The sequence below is a fragment of the Bradyrhizobium mercantei genome, from assembly GCF_001982635.1.
In the GTDB taxonomy this organism is placed as follows: Bacteria; Pseudomonadota; Alphaproteobacteria; order Rhizobiales; family Xanthobacteraceae; genus Bradyrhizobium; species Bradyrhizobium mercantei.
The window spans coordinates 976314-992469 of sequence record NZ_MKFI01000004.1 but is presented as its reverse complement, the minus strand read 5'-3'; the positions used below and the strand labels follow the sequence as shown (position 1 = coordinate 992469).

At 65.7% G+C, this 16156-nt stretch carries 14 protein-coding genes; 9 read left to right on the top strand and 5 right to left on the bottom strand.

Translation table 11 applies throughout. From position 1 onward, the window contains the following. Positions 1–144 precede the first annotated feature (144 nt). Entirely contained in the window at positions 145–1278 is a 1134-nt protein-coding gene (locus tag BI327_RS22615; RefSeq protein WP_076863002.1) for a site-specific DNA-methyltransferase, read from the bottom strand. 381 nt (positions 1279–1659) lie between these two features. On the opposite strand from BI327_RS22615, the gene ypfJ reads away from it, so the two are divergent. After that, entirely contained in the window at positions 1660–2598 is a 939-nt protein-coding gene (gene ypfJ / locus BI327_RS22610; protein WP_076863000.1) for a KPN_02809 family neutral zinc metallopeptidase, read from the top strand. 164 nt (positions 2599–2762) lie between these two features. Continuing rightward, positions 2763–3326: a molybdenum cofactor biosynthesis protein B gene (moaB, locus tag BI327_RS22605; protein ID WP_076862998.1), complete on the top strand. Its 564-nt coding sequence runs from the start codon at positions 2763–2765 to the stop codon at positions 3324–3326. A gap of 69 nt (positions 3327–3395) precedes the next feature. Here the strand turns inward: moaB and BI327_RS22600 are convergent, their stop codons facing one another. The 3 genes from BI327_RS22600 to BI327_RS22590 are packed head-to-tail and all read right to left on the bottom strand — an operon-like array spanning position 3396 to position 5246. After that, positions 3396–4337 (bottom strand): bifunctional helix-turn-helix transcriptional regulator/GNAT family N-acetyltransferase, encoded by a 942-nt coding sequence (locus BI327_RS22600; RefSeq protein WP_076862996.1) that lies wholly within the window; start codon positions 4335–4337, stop codon positions 3396–3398. A 56-nt stretch (positions 4338–4393) separates the two neighbouring features. Further along, on the bottom strand, positions 4394–4633 hold the full coding sequence (locus BI327_RS22595; RefSeq protein WP_143271679.1) for a hypothetical protein: 240 nt from the start codon (positions 4631–4633) through the stop codon (positions 4394–4396). A gap of 43 nt (positions 4634–4676) precedes the next feature. Then, a complete protein-coding gene (locus BI327_RS22590; protein WP_076862992.1) occupies positions 4677–5246 on the bottom strand; it encodes a glycosyl transferase in 570 nt (189 codons plus the stop codon). Between the two features lie 165 nt (positions 5247–5411). Between BI327_RS22590 and BI327_RS22585 the strand changes: the two genes are divergently transcribed. From BI327_RS22585 to BI327_RS22570, 4 genes are all read left to right on the top strand, one after another. After that, on the top strand, positions 5412–6578 hold the full coding sequence (locus tag BI327_RS22585; protein WP_076862990.1) for a PA0069 family radical SAM protein: 1167 nt from the start codon (positions 5412–5414) through the stop codon (positions 6576–6578). 142 nt (positions 6579–6720) lie between these two features. Then, positions 6721–7167 carry a VOC family protein gene (locus BI327_RS22580; protein WP_076862988.1) on the top strand — a complete coding sequence of 149 codons (447 nt, stop codon included), beginning with the start codon at positions 6721–6723 and terminating at the stop codon, positions 7165–7167. An 89-nt stretch (positions 7168–7256) separates the two neighbouring features. Beyond that, positions 7257–8033: a ribonuclease HII gene (locus BI327_RS22575; protein ID WP_076862986.1), complete on the top strand. Its 777-nt coding sequence runs from the start codon at positions 7257–7259 to the stop codon at positions 8031–8033. Between the two features lie 280 nt (positions 8034–8313). Further along, positions 8314–9822 (top strand): glycosyltransferase family 39 protein, encoded by a 1509-nt coding sequence (locus tag BI327_RS22570; RefSeq protein ID WP_076862984.1) that lies wholly within the window; start codon positions 8314–8316, stop codon positions 9820–9822. 99 nt (positions 9823–9921) lie between these two features. On the opposite strand, the gene BI327_RS22565 is transcribed toward BI327_RS22570, so the two are convergent. Continuing rightward, positions 9922–10749, bottom strand: a complete 828-nt coding sequence (locus BI327_RS22565) for a uracil-DNA glycosylase (protein ID WP_394329873.1) — start codon at positions 10747–10749, stop codon at positions 9922–9924. Between the two features lie 268 nt (positions 10750–11017). On the opposite strand from BI327_RS22565, the gene BI327_RS22560 reads away from it, so the two are divergent. The 3 genes from BI327_RS22560 to BI327_RS22550 all read left to right on the top strand — a co-directional run bounded on the left by BI327_RS22560 (position 11018) and on the right by BI327_RS22550 (position 16078). Then, entirely contained in the window at positions 11018–12676 is a 1659-nt protein-coding gene (locus BI327_RS22560) for an electron transfer flavoprotein-ubiquinone oxidoreductase (RefSeq protein WP_076862982.1), read from the top strand. A 442-nt stretch (positions 12677–13118) separates the two neighbouring features. Beyond that, a complete protein-coding gene (locus BI327_RS22555) occupies positions 13119–14906 on the top strand; it encodes a tetratricopeptide repeat protein (protein WP_076863223.1) in 1788 nt (595 codons plus the stop codon). Positions 14907–15190: 284 nt separating this feature from the next. Further along, positions 15191–16078, top strand: a complete 888-nt coding sequence (locus BI327_RS22550) for a 4-(cytidine 5'-diphospho)-2-C-methyl-D-erythritol kinase (RefSeq protein WP_076862980.1) — start codon at positions 15191–15193, stop codon at positions 16076–16078. Positions 16079–16156 lie beyond the last annotated feature (78 nt).

The window sequence follows — 16156 nt, the reverse complement described above, 5'->3', positions numbered from 1 at the left end:
CGCAATTGCCCACCGGGGAATGATGAGCAGAGACAGAACCGTGGGATGGGTGGAGCGAAGTGATACCCGTCGATCATGCGGCAAGAAGGTGATGGGTTTCGCTACGCTCTACCCATCCTACAGACCAGCAATGCTGGCGGCTGCTCAGCCCACCGCCATCTCGGAGCGGATTTCGGCACGCAGCTCGTCGATCAGCCGCAGGCCGGTCTTGGTCTCGACGTGCCAGAAGGTCCAGCCGTTGCAGGCGCCGGAGCCCTGCGCGACCGCGCCGATGCGGTGGATCGAGCCGACCTTGTCGCCGAGCATGATGGCGCCGTCGGCACGCACCAATGCGCCATGGCGCTTCTTGGCATCGACCAGTCTGGCGCCGGGCACGATCATGCCGCGCTCGATCAGCTCGGAGAATGCGACGCGCGGCGCCTCGCGCGCGGTCATGAACGGCGCCAGCGTGGCTTCCGGCAGGGGCTCGATCGCGGCGATGCGGGCTTCGGCGGCGGCGGCATAGGTCCGGTCGCGCTCGAAGCCGATATAGCTGCGGCCGAGGCGCTTGGCGACGGCGCCGGTGGTGCCGGTGCCGTTGAACGGATCGATCACGAGATCGCCGGGCTTCGACGACGACAGCAGCACGCGGGCGAGCAGCTGCTCGGGCTTCTGCGTCGGATGAACCTTCTTGCCGTCGTCGCCCTTGAGGCGCTCCTCGCCGGTGCACAGCGGGATCAGCCAGTCGGAGCGCGCCTGTATGTCCTCGTTGGACGCCTTCAGCGCTTCATAGTTGAAGGTGTAGCCCTTGGCCTTCTCGTCGCGCGCGGCCCAGATCATGGTCTCGTGCGCGTTGGTGAAGCGGCGGCCGCGGAAGTTCGGCATCGGATTGGACTTGCGCCACACGATGTCGTTCAGGAGCCAGAAGCCGAGGTCCTGCATGATGGCGCCGACGCGGAAGATATTGTGATAGGAGCCGATCACCCACAGCGTTGCCGACGGCTTCATCACGCGGCGGCAGGCGAGCAGCCAGGCGCGGGTGAAATCGTCATAGGCAGCGAACGACGAGAACTTGTCCCAGTCGTCATTGACGGCATCGACATGCGATTCGTCGGGGCGCTTGAGATCGCCCTTGAGCTGCAGATTGTAGGGAGGATCGGCGAAGACCAGATCCACCGAGGCGGATGGAAGCTTCGACAACTCGGCCACGCAATCGCCAATGACGATCCGGCTCGATGGTGCACTCTCAAATTTAGTGCGGGGCGCCCTTGCAGACGCCCCGCGACGCGACACTACCATGACTCAAGAACTCTGACTCAGGCGACGCTGTCGGCGACGCGGGACTAAACAACCGACTGGAGTCACCTTGACCCGGCAAAGTAAAAATCGACTTAATTGGAAATCTTCATGCAAAAGATTGCAGCATCTTTTGCGCGGCATGACGCATGTCGTCGGCGTTGTGCTGCAACATCAGCGCGTTCGGCGAAAAAATTTACGGATCATCAAACCGGCACGATTCGACCGGTAAATTCGCCGCTGCGCGCAGCCGTTCGCACCGCAAACGACGCGCGTCTTCCGGGCTAGGCAATTTTTGCCGGGCAGGATATTGATTAACAGAATGGAAATTTTAAGTTGGTGTGTCCCGCATTGGGGCGCCGACTGGAATGAAGGGAAACCGCCATGCGCTATGATGATTTCCGCCGCAGCGACGACATCGAAGACCGTCGCGACGAAGGCGGGATGGGCGGAGGCGGCGGTGGCGGCTTCGGCATTCCGATGGGCGGCGGTGGCGGACTCGGCATCGGCACCATCATCGTGCTCGGCCTGCTCGGCTACGCCTTCGGTATCGACCCGCGCATCCTGATCGGCGGCGCCGAGATTCTCACCGGCGGCGGCCAGGCGCCGACCTACCAGACCGATCGGCAGGCGTCGGGCGGGCAGACCAAGCGCGGCGCCCCGACCGACGAGATGGGCAGCATGATCGCCGGCATCCTCGGTGAAATCGACGATCGCTGGAGCGAGATTTTCCAGGCTTCCGGCCAGACCTACACCGGTCCGAAGATCGTGCTGTTCCGCAACGCCACCAATGGCGGCCGCTGCGGCATGGCGCAATCGGCGATGGGGCCGTTCTACTGCCCGCCGGACAAGACCATCTTCCTCGACACCGGATTCTTCCGCGAAGTCGAGACGCGCTTCCGCGGCTGCTCAGGCAACGCCTGCAAATTCACCGCGGCCTATATCATCGCGCATGAGGCCGGCCATCACATCCAGAACCTGCTCGGCATCATCCCGCGCGTGAGCCGGCTGCAGCAGCAGGCCGGCAGCAAGGCCGAGGCCAACGCGCTACAGGTCAAGGTCGAGTTGCAGGCCGATTGCCTCTCCGGCGTCTGGGTTAATCGCGAGGAGAAGAAGCGGCCGGGCTTCCTCGAGGCCGGCGATATCGACGCTGCGCTGACCACGGCGAACGCGATCGGCGACGATACGCTGCAACGGCAGGCGACGGGCAGGGTGGTGCCGGACTCCTTCACCCACGGCTCGGCCGCACAGCGCAAGCAATGGTTCATGACCGGCTACCAGCAGGGCACCGTGCAGGCCTGCAACACGTTCGGCGGCGGTTAGTTGCGATCGCCGACGGCGCAAGGGCAACGTGACCCGCCGTTTGTGGCGTCATCCTGAGGTGCTCGCCTCTTCGGCGAGCCTCGAAGGATGACGGAGCCCGCGGCCCATCCTTCGAGGCGCGCTTCGCGCGTACCTCAGGATGACGTCAGTGTGTGAGGTACACCATGTCTTCGATTGACGAGACCAAGCAATTCATCCCGCTCAGCATCGCGGTGCTGACGATTTCCGACACCCGCTCGCTGGCGGATGACAAGTCGGGCACCACGCTCGCCGATCGTCTCACCGCGGCCGGTCACAAGCTCGCGGCGCGCGAGATCGTCACCGACGATGTCGAGGCGATCAGAGCCGTGATCCGGCGCTGGATCGCGGACCCCGCCGTCGATGCCGTCATCACCACCGGCGGCACCGGCTTCACCGGCCGCGACGTGACGCCGGAGGCGGTCGAGCCGCTGTTCGAGAAGCGGATGGATGGCTTTTCGATCGCCTTCCACATGCTGAGCCACGCCAAGATCGGCGCATCGACGATCCAGAGCCGCGCCACCGCCGGCGTTGCCGGCGCGACCTTCATCTTCTGCCTGCCCGGATCGCCCGGCGCCTGCCGCGATGGCTGGGACGGCATTTTGGCCGCGCAGCTCGACTACCGCACGCGGCCCTGCAATTTCGTCGAGATCATGCCGCGGCTCGACGAGCATCTGCGCCGCCCAAAGGCGAAGGGCGCGAGCGCGTAGCAAATCTCTCCGTCATTCCGGGCTTGCGCTGCGCGCGCCCCGGAATGACGGCGGAGCGTAAGGCTAGCCCTAAAGCTCCATCTCCCAGGTCTCGCCGACCAGATCGACGCCGAAGCTGTGGTGCTTCTCTTCCTTCACCCGCTGGAAGCCTGCGCGGGCATAGATGCCGCGTGCGGCGACCAGGATGCTCTGGGTCCACAGCGTCATCTTGTTGTAGCCCATCTCGCGCGCGGTGCGGATGCACTGCTCGACCAACGCGCGGCCGACGCCGAGCCCGCGCGCCTTGTCTTCCACCGCCAGCAGCCGCAGCTTGGCGACCCCATCGCCGCCGTTGACCAGGAAGACCGAGCCGACCGGCTCGCCGTCGACCTCCGCGATCCAGCAATGCTCGCGGGCCGGATCGAACGCTCGCAGAAACTGCGCGCAGATCTCGGCCACCAACGCCTCGTAGCTGATGTCCCAGCCATACTCCTTCGCGTAGACGCGACCCTGCTGCGAGATCACCCAGCCCATGTCGCCGACGCGATGGCTGCGCAGCAGGAAGCCGACCGGCTTCTCGGTTGGCGGCTCCAGCGACTGCTCGATCGTGCTCATCGCACGCACCACCGCCGCGCGGCGGTCGCCGTCCATCTGCTTCAGCAGCGCCCCGACCTCGGCGCGCGAGCGGCGATCGAGATCGGCGGCCGCGGTGCGGCCCTTGGCGGTGAGGGCGACCTCATTGACGCGCTTGTCGGCCTTGGACGGTTTCCGCGTCACGATCTGGCGGCGTTGCAGCGCCGTCAGCGTGCGGCTGACGAAGCCGGCATCGAGGTCGAGATCGCGCACCAGGTCGGTCGCGGTGCAGTTGTCGCGATGCGCGAGCTCGTAGATGATCCGCGCTTCCTGCAGCGTGAATGTCGAGTGCAGCAGCTTCGGCTCGATGATGCCGAGCTTGCGGGTGTAGAACCGGCTGAAGCCGCGGACCGCGGCGACCTGGCTCTCGAGGGCGGTGTCATGGGGATTTGATTTCATCAAACATATTATTTGACGGAATCAAATAAATGGCAAGGGCATTTTAGTCGTGAAACTTACGCGTCTCTTCGCAGGCGCTTCATCGTTTCAATCAGGCGTTCCCTGATGGTAGCCGTATCGAACAGGAGCTCTCCGCCTCCAGGACGATACATTGCGAGCATCTCGACGGTCTCCTGAACATAATCGTCGTCAGGAAAGCGATCATCGAGCGCGACCTCGATCTCATTCGCAGTGCCGATCGACGTGTCCGCCCCCGTAACAAATCGTTGAACGAGTCGTTCAATTTCGACGATCACAACGGCCTGCCTGTCTTCCCCCATAGGAACGGTCAAAAAGGCTTTACGCGACCATGATCCGGCTACGCAGCATGGTGCGGGAGGAGCGGCCGAGCCGGCGCAGCAGGCGCGCCTCGGAGCGGCGCGCGTCCGGGCGGTAGCCGCCGATCCGCTCGTAATGCTCGCGCGCGATCAGGAGGCCTTGTTCCGCCGAGGGCCCGGTGATCATCCGGGCGACGAATTTGAGGCCGTCGCGCAGGCCGGGATCGCTGTAGGGCGCGCGGGCATAGCGGAAGATGCCGGCGCGGTCCTTGCCGCTTGCCGCAACCATCTGGATGAACTGGGTGGTCTCCTCGATCCAGCCGGCATCGAGCACCGCGCCCGGATGCAGGAACATCAGCCAGGGCGAACGGGCCTGTCTGGCGCCTGCCGCAAGCGCTGCGGCGCGCGTGCCCTCGAACCGCAGGAAACGGCAGCCGGCGACATCGGCCACGCGCTCCATGATGTCGGTGTTGGTGCGGTCGACCAGCAGCACCTCGCGGATGATTCCGGCGGCCGCACCCGGCACCAGCGCCACGAGCGTTGCGACCGCGGTGCGCTCGATGCCGTCGGTTGGAATGATCACGCTCAGCATGAGTTGAGGCTTCGGTGGCTCAAACGGTTTGGGAAACTCCGGCCGTGTTATCACCTTGTCATATTCAAAGCAGCCTTCTCTTCTGCAGAATTTTGCGGCATGGCTCCTGTGGAATTTCTTCGCTCTTGTTCTTGATTTGTTCTAAAGCTGTGTTAGCTTCAGAGCATGAGCCGAGCATCCTCTCATGCCCTCAAGCACCCGCCGGTAACGGCGCCCTCCGATAACCCGGCGGGTGCACCCACCCCTTTTCCCGAGCTTGCGGTCGCGATCGAGCGCGAGCGGCGGCGCGGCCGCGGCGCGCAATCCAACGCCAGCGGCCGTTACGAGGCCGAGGCGCGGGTTGCCTTCGATGACGGCTGGCAGAGCCTCGAAGACCTGCCGCCGTTCCAGACCACGGTGGCGCTCGATACCTCGCGCAAGGTGATAACCCGCAACGACTCGCCCGACATCGGCTTCGACCGCTCGATCAATCCGTATCGCGGCTGCGAGCACGGCTGCGTCTATTGCTTCGCGCGGCCGACCCACGCCTATCTCGGCCTGTCGCCGGGACTGGACTTCGAGTCAAAGTTGTTTGCCAAGCCGGACGCGCCCGCGCTGCTCGAGAAGGAGCTGGCGGCGACGGATTATGAAGCGCGGATGATCGCGATCGGCACCAACACCGATCCCTATCAGCCGATCGAGCGCGAGCGGAAAATCATGCGCGGCATCCTCGAGGTGCTGGAGCGTGCCGGCCATCCGGTCGGCATCGTCACCAAGTCGGCGCTGGTGACCCGCGACATCGATATCCTGGCGCGGATGGCCAAGCGCAATCTCGCCAAGGTCGCGCTCTCGGTGACGACGCTCGATCCGAAGCTCGCCCGCACCATGGAGCCGCGCGCCTCGACCCCGCCGAAGCGGCTGGAGGCGATCAAGCGGCTTGCCGATGCCGGCATCCCGACCACGGTGATGGTCGCGCCCGTGATCCCGGCGCTGAACGACTCCGAGATCGAGCGCATCCTCGATGCGGCGGTCCATGCCGGCGCCAGGGAGGCGAGCTATGTGCTGCTGCGGCTGCCGCTCGAGGTCCGCGATCTCTTCCGCGAATGGCTGATGGCGAACTATCCGGACCGCTACCGCCACGTCTTCACGCTGATCCGCGACATGCGCGGCGGCCGCGATTACGACTCGCAATGGGGCACACGGATGAAGGGCACCGGCCCGATGGCCTGGATGATCGGCCGCCGCTTCGAGATCGCCTGTGAAAAGCTCGGTCTCAACAAGCGGCGTACGAAGTTGACCACCGATCACTTCGCCAAGCCGAAGCGCAACGGCCAGCAGTTGAGCTTGTTCTGACGCCACAGGCGTCATTGCGAGGAGCCAACGGGTCCGCGCGGAGCGCGGCCCGATGACAGGCTCCGCGACGAAGCAATCCACGCTTCAGCATATGCGGTACGATGGATTGCTTGGCTTCGCTCGCAATGACGGGAAAGGTAACATGAGTAACGCCCCGACTGCACGCTTCACCGTCCTCACGCTCGGCGTCAGCGACATGCGCGCCAGCATCGCCTTCTACAAATCCCTCGGCTTCACCAGGAAAATGCGCGCAACCGGCGAGGAGGTCGCCTTTTTCGAGACCGGCGGCAGCGTGCTCGGGCTGTTCCCGTGGCATCTGCTCGCCGACGATGCCGGGCTGCCCGATCAGCCACGGCCATCAGCATTCCACGGCGTTTCGATTGCCTGGAACTGCAACGACGACGCCGAGGTCGATCGGGTGATGGCGTTCGCGCTGTCGAAGGGCGCCAAACTGCTGAAGCCCGCGCAACCGACCAGCTACGGCGGCTATTGCGGATATTTCGGCGACCCCGACGGCCACGCCTGGGAAGTGGTGCGCGCGCCGGGCTTTGCGGTCCGTGATGACGGGCGGGTGTCCATCCCGGATTAGAGCGTGCCGGATTGAGTCCGGATTGAATAACGGGGAAGGGCGCCAGGTTCCCGGTTGCGCGGCGGGCCTTGCTTGATCACCATCCCCGCATGATTCGGGACAAGTCCAACAGCGCGTCAAAGAGCGTGTCGAAGAAGAAGCCGGCCGCATCAGCCGCGCCGGACAAGCGTATTACCGTCGTAACGCGGCCGAGCTTCCGGCGCGAGCGCGCGCTGATCAAGCGCGGCGTCTGGCCGGTTGCCGGTTGCGACGAGGCCGGGCGGGGTCCGCTGGCAGGGCCCGTGGTCGCCGCCGCCGTGGTGCTCGACCCGGCGCGCGTTCCCAAGGGCCTCGACGATTCCAAGCGGCTCACCGCCGAGCGCCGCGAGGAGCTGTTCGAGGAAATCTGCGCCACCGCATCGTTCTCGGTCGCGGTGGCCTCGCCGGCGCGAATCGACCGCGACAACATCCTGCGCGCCTCGCTATGGGCGCTGGCGCGCGCGGTGCATGCGCTGCCGGAAATGCCCAAGCACGTCTTCGTCGACGGCCGCGACAAGCTCGCCACCCCCTGCGATTGCGACGCCGTGATTGGGGGCGACGGCATCGTGGCCTCGATCGCTGCGGCCTCGATCATCGCCAAGGTGACGCGCGACCGCCTGATGTGTCAGCTGGCGCTGGATTGCCCCGACTACGGCTTCGAGCAGCACAAGGGCTATGGCGTCCCCGAGCACCTCGAGGCGCTGGACCGGCTCGGTCCGAGCAGCCATCACCGCAGCTTCTTCGCCCCCGTCGTCGCCGCGCGGCTGAAGCATTTTCCGGCGCCAGTCGAGCCCGACCTGTTCACGGTGGACGCCGAAAGCGAAGCCGCGGCCTCCGAAGCAGCGTAGCGCGCGACGGCGTAAGTCCACGCAGCGGTGTCAACCCACCGACGGTGTCATCGCCCGGCTGGACCGGGCGATCCAGTATTCCAGAGACAGTGGTGCTTGAGCGGAGAAGCCGCGGCGTACTGGATCACCGGCTTTCGCTTTCGCGGGTGATGACAGTGGAGTTTGGGGGTAGGGCACCGGCATACCCGAGGCCGGTTGCCTCCACCGCCGCCGCCGTTTATCAAAACCCCCGGGATCAGATGGCGCCGCTGACGGGTGGCTGGGGCATTTCGGGCGTTTCATGCGGTTTACCTCCCTGGTTGTCGAACTGATCCGCGCCCGGCCGCGCCTCGTGGTCTGGGTCGTGGTGCTGGTGCAGGCCGCGATCTGGCTGGTCCTGCCGCTGATCTTCTACGGCAGCCCGCCCGGCAATCTCGCCACCATCCTCGCCTTCGGCCGCGAATATCAGGTCGGCACCGACATGGGGCCGCCGCTGTCGTTCTGGCTTGCCGACATCGCCTTCCGCGCCGCCGGCAATCACGTGTTCGGCGTCTATCTCTTGGCGCAGCTCTGCGAGATCACCACCTTCATCGCCTTCTACCAGCTGGCGCGCGCCATCGTCGGCGGTCCGCAGGGCGTGCTGGCGGTGCTGCTGTCGATGACGGTGGTGGTGTTCTCCTCGCCCAGCGTCGAGTTCGGCCCGCTGATCCTCGCGCGGCCGCTATGGGCGCTGCTGCTGCTGCATTCCTGGCAATTGATCGGGCAGAACCGGCGCAGCGCCTGGTTCGCCTGGTCGATCGATTGCGGCTTGCTGCTGCTGACGACGCCGGCGGCGATCGGCATGATCCTGCTGGTGGTCGGCTTTGCGCTGGCGACCGAGCGCGGGCGGCGCACGCTGCGTGCGGTCGATCCGATCTACGCGTTGCTCGTCATCATCGTGCTGGCGCTGCCCTATCTGATCTGGCTCGTCCGCGCCGACGTGCTGGCGCTGCCGGCCTTGCCCGCGGCTGCCGATCTCAAGGCGCACGCGCTGCGCTGGGGCGTGGTGCTCGGCGGGCTGATCGTGGCGACGGCGGCAATCGTGGTGCTGGCGATCCTCAATTCGCGCTGGTTCGCCCGCGACGCCGAGGACGCCCCGATCATCTACCGCCCGTCCGTCAGCCCGCTGGCGCAGCAATTCGTCTATTTCTTCGCATTCGCGCCGGCGATCGCGGGCAGCTTCGTCTCCGGGCTTTTCAATCTGGATCGCGCCTTCGGCGGCGCCGGCGTGGCGCTGCTGATGTCGGGGCTCGCGGTCGTGGTCGCGACCGGCGATCTGATCCCGCTCCGGCGGCAGCGGCTGTTGCGTTCGGTGTGGGCCTTCGCGGTCGCGGCGCCCGCCGCCTTGGCGCTGGCGGCTGCGCTGTTCCTGCCCTGGACCAGCACGACCGAGGCGCCGACGTCGCTGCCGGCAGCCGCGATGGGGCGCTTCTTCGACGACAGCTATGAGCGCCGCACCAACCAGCGCCTGCGCGCGGTCGCCGGCGATCCGGAGCTCGCCAGCCTGATCGCGATGAACGGGCGCCGTCCGCATCTCCTGCTCGACGCCGCGCCGCAGCGGACGCCGTGGCTGTCGGTCGCCAAGTTCAACGAGACCGGCGGCGTCGTGGTCTGGCGCGCGCAGGACACCGCCGGCACGCCGCCGCCCGACCTCGCGCAGCGCTTCCCCGGCCTGGTACCCGAGGTGCCGCGCTCGTTCGACCGGCTGGTCAACGGACGGCAGCCTGTGCTGCGGATCGGCTGGGCCATCGTGCGGCCGAAGGGGACGTGAGATCGGTAGGGTGGGTTAGCGAAGTGTAACCCACCAACTTTGCTTACGCGGAGAGAACGGCGGGTTACGCCTTCGGCTAACCCACCCTACGAAGCAACGTTAGACCGTCGCCGGCTGCAACACCTTCGAAATCGCGCGCAGGTCCTGCCACGACAGCCGCTTGTATGACGGCGAGCGCAGCAGATAGGCCGGATGGAACGTCGCAACCGCACGGATCGTGCGGGTGCCGGTGTCGTAGTCGATCCATTTGCCGCGGGTGCGCATGATGCCCTCGCGCGTGCCGAGCAGCGCCTGCGTCGAGGGGTTGCCGAGCGTCACCAGCACGTCCGGGTTCACCAGCTCGATGTGGCGCTGGATGAACGGCAGGCACACCTGCGTCTCCTGCGGCGTCGGCGTGCGGTTGCCCGGCGGCCGCCACGGAATGACGTTGGCGATATAGGCTTTGCTGCGGTCGAGCCCGATCGCCGCGATCATGCGGTCGAGCAGCTTGCCGGAGCGGCCGACGAACGGCAGCCCCTCGATGTCCTCGTCGCGGCCCGGCGCCTCGCCGACGAACATCACCCGCGCCTGTGGATTGCCGTCGGCGAACACCAGCCTGGTCGCGGTGTGCTTCAGCGCGCAGCCGTCGAATGTCTCCATCAGGCTGCGCAAGGCTTCAAGCGTCGGCGCGGTCCGCGCCGCCTCGCGCGCCGAGGCGATCGCGGCCTCCGGCGCGACGGTGATTTCGCTGCGCGGAACGGCGGGCATCGGCGGCGGGCGCAGCGGGTTGAGCGCCACCGGCCGCGGCGCAGCAGGGGCGGGAACTGGCTCCGCCTCTTCCAACCGGTTGATCGGCGCATCGCCCAGCGCGCAATCGACCCCGGCCTCGAGGTAAAAGGCCAGCAATTGCTGCAGTGTAGGGGTGGGCTCGGGCGGCAGGGCCATCATGGATGTAATTTAGAGCATGATCCGGAAAAGTGGAAACCGGTTTTCCGAAAGGATCATGCGCCAACAAGAAAAGATCATGCTCCGACAAAGAGATGAGAGCATGAACGGGAAAAGGAGAGGCTGGCTTTTGGAAAAGATTATGCTCCTGTGGCGTCGCGGCCGTGCAAACCCATGGAAGCGCAATTCCATGGTTGTCCTTCCGCCAAAAATCGGAAACAACGACCTCTGAAAAGCTTAGAAGCGTTCTCGATGGGCTGAGATCTGAATCATGAGTGCTGAAGACCTTCCTCCGCGCGAGTCTATGGAATTCGACGTCGTCATCGTCGGCGCCGGCCCGTCGGGCCTGTCGGCCGCGATCCGGCTCAAGCAGCTCAATCCGGAGCTCTCGATCGTCGTGGTGGAGAAGGGCTCCGAGGTCGGCGCGCACATTCTCTCCGGTGCGGTGATCGATCCGGCCGGCCTCGACAGACTGGTGCCCGATTGGCGCGAGGACGCCGACTGTCCGCTGAAGACGCAGGTCAAGGACGACCGCTTCTACCTGACGACGTCGCAAGGCTGGTTCCGCATCCCGAACTTCATCATGCCGCCGCTGATGCACAATCATCACTGCTACATCGGCTCGCTCGGCAATGTCTGCCGCTGGCTGGCGCCGAAAGCAGAGGCGCTCGGCGTCGAGATCTATCCGGGCTTTGCGGCAGCCGAAGTGCTCTATGACGACAAAGGCGCGGTGCGCGGCATCGCCACCGGCGACATGGGCATCGCCAAGGATGGCAGCCACAAGGATTCCTACACCCGCGGCATGGAGCTGCTCGGCAAGTACACGCTGTTCGCCGAAGGCGCGCGCGGCTCGCTGTCGAAGCAGCTGATCGCCAAGTACCAGTTGGATGCCAAGAGCGAGCCGCCGAAGTTCGGCATCGGGCTGAAGGAAGTCTGGCAGATCGATCCGGAGAAGCACAAGAAGGGCCGGGTGCAGCATACGCTCGGCTGGCCGCTGAAGGACAAGACCGGCGGCGGTTCGTTCCTCTATCACTACGACGACAACCGCGTCGCGGTCGGCTTCGTCGTGCATCTCAATTACGACGATCCGTATCTGTCGCCGTTCGATGAATTCCAGCGCTTCAAGACCCACCCCGACGTCCGCGAGCTGTTCGAGGGCGGCAAGCGGCTCGCCTATGGCGCGCGCGCCATCACCGAGGGCGGCTACCAGTCGGTGCCGCGGCTCTCGTTCCCGGGCGGCGCGCTGATCGGCTGCGCGGCGGGCTTCGTCAACGTGCCGCGCATCAAGGGCGTCCACAACGCGATGGGCTCGGGCATGCTCGCCGCCGAGCACGTCGCCGCCGCGCTCGGCGCCGGCCGTGCCAATGACGAACTGGTCGAGTACGAAGACGCCTGGCGCTCGTCGTCGATCGGCAAGGACCTGTTCAAGGTCCGCAACGCCAAGCCGTTCCTGTCGAAGTTCGGCACCATGTTCGGCATGGTGGTGTCCGGCTTCGACATGTGGTGCAACACGCTCGGCTTCTCGCTGTTCGGCACCCAGTCGCACGCCAAGCCGGACCGCAAGACGCTCGACCCGGCCAAGCAGCACCAGCCGATCGCCTATCCGAAGCCGGACGGCAAGGTCTCGTTCGACAAGCTGTCGTCGGTGTTCCTGTCCAACACCAACCACGAGGAGGACCAGCCGGTCCATCTCAAGGTCGCCGACATGAACCTGCAGAAGACGTCGGAGCACGACGTGTTCGCCGGTCCCTCCAACCGCTATTGCCCGGCCGGCGTCTATGAATGGGTCGAGGAGGGCGCGAGCCCGCGCTTCCAGATCAACGCCCAGAACTGCGTCCACTGCAAAACCTGCGACGTGAAGGATCCCAACGGCAACATCACCTGGGTTCCTCCGGAGGGCGGCGGCGGTCCGAACTACGAGGCGATGTAAGAGCGGGCCAAGGACGGTCTAGGGACAGGACGGCCGACCACATTTGCGTGAGGCGGCAGCCCAACCTGCCGCAACCTTCGCTCGATCCCTTCTCATGTGGAGCGGCCGGATTGCACCGTCGGGTACAATAGGGGCGGCGGAACAGGGCGCTGTTGCGCCGTATCCCGCGCTTTTTGCTTCTGCACGCGAATATGCCGGCCCCGGTCACGATACCGCCATAGTGGGAGCGTCTTGCGGGGCTGGCTGGATCGGCGGGCCTAAAGGCCTAATCTGCCAATTGATTCGGCATGGGTTACCTCTGGGCGATCCTTGCGGATAAACGCCAAAAGCGGCATTGTCCCCCGCCGTGATGCCGCCGCTTGGGTTCGCAATTTGAGACTGATCGCAAGATCTTGGCCGTAAAATCCATCTTGGCGTAAATCCCTGGAGCAAGGCGACCGTGATGCTGTCCACCCGATTCAACCGCCTGACGATTGCCCTTTTCGCTGCCGCGGCGCTTGCCGTGCCTGCGCAGCTTGCGGCGCAAACGCCGGACCACCCGACCGACAATACCGCGCAATTCCCGAGCAAGACCGACCTGAAGTCGCTGACCACGGCCGGCAGCTATCTCGCCGCCCGCCATGCCAGTGTCGAGCGCGATGCGGCCTCGGCCGCGGCGTTCTACCGCTCGGCGCTGCGCACCGATCCGAAGAATTCCGAGCTGCTCGACCGCGCCTTCATCTCCTCGCTCGCCGACGGCGATATCGAGGAGGCGGTCAAGCTCGCCGACCGCATCCTGACCCAGGACAAGTCCAACCGCGTGGCGCGCCTCGTCGTCGGCGTGCGCGACCTCAAGCTGAAGAAATACGCCGCCGCGCAGTCCAACATCAACCAGTCGGTCCGCGGCCCGATCACCGATCTGGTGGCGACGCTGCTGTCGGCCTGGGCGGCCTATGGCGCCGGCGACAGCAAGGGCGCGGTCGCCTCGATCGACAAGCTGACCGGCCCCGAATGGTATCCGATCTTCAAGGACCTGCATGCCGGCATGATCTACGAGCTGTCCGGCAAGGAGAAGGATGCCGGCGCCCGCTTCGAGAAGGTCTACAAGCTCGACGATTCGATGCTGCGAACGGTCGACGAATATGCGCGCTGGACCTCGCGCAACAAGGATGCCGCCGCCGCGACCGCGATGTACGAGGCGTTCGACAAGAAGCTGCCGCGGCATCCGCTGGTGCTCGAAGGCATCAAGGAGACCAAGGCCGGCAAGAAGCTGCCGCCGCTGATCGATTCACCGCAGGCCGGCGCGGCCGAGGCGCTGTACGGCATCGGCGCGACGCTGACCCGCCGCGGCGGCGAGGACCTCGCGCTGGTCTATCTGCAGCTTGCGCTCTATCTGCAGCCGAACCACCCGCTGGCGCTGCTGTCGCTTGCCGATCTCTATGAGTCGGTGAAGAAGCCGCAGATGGCGATCAAGGTCTATGAGCGGATGCCGGCGTCCTCGCCGCTCAAGCGCAACGCGCAGATCCAGCTCGCGACCAATCTCGACGCCGCCGACCGCAGCGACGAGGCGATCAAGATCCTCAAGGAAGTCACCGCGGATCAGCCGAAGGACATCGAGGCGATCCTGGCGCTCGGCAATATCGAGCGCGGCCGCAAGAAGTTCGCCGACTGCGCCACCACCTACTCGCAGGCGATCGATGCGCTGCCGGCGGCCGGCGGCGACAAGAACGCCTGGGTCACCTATTACTACCGCGGCATCTGCGAGGAGCGCTCCAAGCAGTGGAACAAGGCCGAGGCCGACATGCGCAAGGCGCTCGAGCTGCAGCCCGAGCAGCCGCATGTGCTGAACTATCTCGGCTATTCCTGGATCGACCAGGGCATCAACCTCGACGAAGGCATGAAGATGATCAAGCGTGCCGTCGATCAGCGCCCTGACGACGGCTACATCGTGGACTCCCTTGGCTGGGCCTATTACCGGATCGGCAATTACGACGAGGCGGTGAAGAACCTCGAGCGCGCGATCGACCTGAAGCCGGAAGATCCGACCATCAACGACCATCTCGGCGATGCCTATTGGCGCGTCGGCCGCACCCTGGAAGCCAAGTTCCAGTGGGCCCATGCCCGCGACCTCAAGCCCGAGCCGGAAGAGCTGCCGAAGATCCAGGCCAAGATCGACAACGGCCTGCCCGACGACACTTCGAACGCCGCCGCCGCCGACAAGAAGAAGGACGACGACGGCAAGGGCGGTTAGTCCGCTTCCTCGCGCCGCATTTTCCGGAACTACCGTGACGCCCGGGCTTCCTCCCGGGCGTTGCCGTTTTCCGCATCGTCATGGCCGGGCTTGACCCGGCCATCCATCCCCTTTCGTGAATTGCTTTTTCGGTTGATGGATGCCCGGGTCAAGCCCGGGCATGACGGTGGGTGCGCGTCCGGCGCATGCAAGAACCCGGAATTTCCGTGCAAACAAAGGGATAGGATCGTACGGCGATTTACGCTAATCGCATCACGATGTTTGTTTTTTAGGGGTTTATCGCCGTGCCGGCGCTGATTGAAGAAGGGCGTGCCAAGGTCAACCTGACGCTGAAGGTTGTCGGACGGCGCGTCGATGGGTTTCACGACCTCGAGAGCGTCGTCGCGTTTGCCGATTGCGCCGATCGTCTCACGCTCGAGCCGGGGCCCGAGCTGTCGCTGACGATGGCGGGACCGCTGGCCGATGCCTGCGGCGATACGTCCGAGAATCTGGTGCTCAAGGCGGCGCGCCTGCTCGGCGAGCGCGTCGTCGACCTCGAGGTCGGCCATTTCACGCTGGAGAAGGTGCTGCCGGTCGCGGCCGGCATCGGCGGCGGCTCGGCGGATGCCGCGGCCGCGCTGCGGCTTCTGGCGCGGCTCAACGAGCTCTCGCTCGACGATAGCAGGATCATGGAAGTCGCGCTGCAGACCGGTGCCGACGTGCCGGTGTGCGTCGCCTCGCGCGCGGCCGACATGACCGGCGTCGGCGAGGGCCTGCTGCCGCTCGACCTGCCGAGACTGCCCTGCGTGCTGGTCAATCCGCGCGTGCCGGTTGCGACCAAGGATGTCTTCAACGCGCTCGGCCTGCGCCATGGCGAGCTCCTGATCGGCGCCACCGATGTCGTGATGCAGGCGCCGTCCTGGCCGGAGGCCGGCCGCGCGGTCGACGACTGGATCGCAGCACTGGCGCGCAGCAGCAACGATCTCGAAGGACCCGCGGCGCGCATCGAGCCCGTCATCAGCGACGTGCTGTCCGCGTTGCGCGGGACGAAGGGCGTTCGCCTGGTGCGCATGTCGGGCTCCGGCGCGACCTGCTTTGCGATCTTCGCCACCGACGCCGACGCCGAGGCCGCCGGCGAACAGCTCCGCGCCGCGCATCCCGGCTGGTGGGTGCATGCGGGCTCGCTGAGCTAAGCTTTCTCCTCCCGTCATTCCGTGCTCGTGCTTCGCACGCCCCGGAACGACGGCGTGGAGAGAGGTGCGACAAATCAC

What these genes read in the sequence shown, in the direction of transcription:
- BI327_RS22590 (WP_076862992.1), bottom strand. Translation starts at nt 5,246, where the DNA reads ATGCTGAGCGTGATCATTCCAACCGACGGCATCGAGCGCACCGCGGTC.
- BI327_RS22565 (WP_394329873.1), bottom strand. Translation starts at nt 10,749, where the DNA reads ATGATGGCCCTGCCGCCCGAGCCCACCCCTACACTGCAGCAATTGCTG.
- BI327_RS22615 (WP_076863002.1), bottom strand. Translation starts at nt 1,278, where the DNA reads ATGGTAGTGTCGCGTCGCGGGGCGTCTGCAAGGGCGCCCCGCACTAAA.
- BI327_RS22570 (WP_076862984.1), top strand. Translation starts at nt 8,314, where the DNA reads ATGCGGTTTACCTCCCTGGTTGTCGAACTGATCCGCGCCCGGCCGCGC.
- moaB (WP_076862998.1), top strand. Translation starts at nt 2,763, where the DNA reads ATGTCTTCGATTGACGAGACCAAGCAATTCATCCCGCTCAGCATCGCG.
- BI327_RS22560 (WP_076862982.1), top strand. Translation starts at nt 11,018, where the DNA reads ATGAGTGCTGAAGACCTTCCTCCGCGCGAGTCTATGGAATTCGACGTC.
- BI327_RS22555 (WP_076863223.1), top strand. Translation starts at nt 13,119, where the DNA reads ATGCTGTCCACCCGATTCAACCGCCTGACGATTGCCCTTTTCGCTGCC.
- BI327_RS22600 (WP_076862996.1), bottom strand. Translation starts at nt 4,337, where the DNA reads ATGAAATCAAATCCCCATGACACCGCCCTCGAGAGCCAGGTCGCCGCG.
- BI327_RS22575 (WP_076862986.1), top strand. Translation starts at nt 7,257, where the DNA reads ATGATTCGGGACAAGTCCAACAGCGCGTCAAAGAGCGTGTCGAAGAAG.
- BI327_RS22585 (WP_076862990.1), top strand. Translation starts at nt 5,412, where the DNA reads ATGAGCCGAGCATCCTCTCATGCCCTCAAGCACCCGCCGGTAACGGCG.
- ypfJ (WP_076863000.1), top strand. Translation starts at nt 1,660, where the DNA reads ATGCGCTATGATGATTTCCGCCGCAGCGACGACATCGAAGACCGTCGC.
- BI327_RS22580 (WP_076862988.1), top strand. Translation starts at nt 6,721, where the DNA reads ATGAGTAACGCCCCGACTGCACGCTTCACCGTCCTCACGCTCGGCGTC.